The organism is Vibrio sp. 2130-1 (genome assembly GCF_033339515.1).
The window spans coordinates 1-509 of record NZ_JAWOUT010000760.1 but is presented as its reverse complement, the minus strand read 5'-3'; the positions used below and the strand labels follow the sequence as shown (position 1 = coordinate 509).

1 protein-coding gene is annotated in these 509 nt (G+C 46.2%); it reads left to right on the top strand.

Translation table 11 applies throughout. The annotated features are described in order from the left end of the window. Positions 1-330, top strand: a 330-nt coding sequence (locus tag R7Q09_RS28555; protein ID WP_318144259.1) for a TetR/AcrR family transcriptional regulator, incomplete at its 5' end; no start/stop codon positions are given. Positions 331-509 lie beyond the last annotated feature (179 nt).

Sequence of the window (509 nt, the reverse complement as noted above, 5' to 3'; positions counted from 1 at the left end):
TTGTCACGAGATGAACAGCTGCACGAGAAGTACATCGATGTGCAAGAGAAGCTGCAAGCCAACCTCATTGCGATTATGCAGGAGTTTGTTTCTTTGAAGCTGCTGGATGTGAATGAACAGCAGTTGAAATCACTGGTGTGCACGCTGCATTTGATCGCTTGTAGTTGGTTAGCTTACCAATCTGCAATGGCATCGAAAACCAGCATTACCGAGCAAATGGTGAAGCAGGGGATGCTGCAGATGCTGAATGTTGTGAAACCTGTCGCGACTGAACAAGGTTTAGAGCAACTACAGCTGTTGGAAGAAGCGGTCAGCACACTGCAGGGCTGATCGGTCACTTGCTTCAATATTTCGAGAGTCACTCTCATTTTCGAGTCGCGCCTTGAGTTGACTTGTCATACTTGCTACGCACAATAAGACGACTATCTCCCTCGATTAGTTCAAGGGATTGACTCTCGATAAAGGAACTATCGCTCAATGAATTACGACATCTTCAATGGTGATGCAGA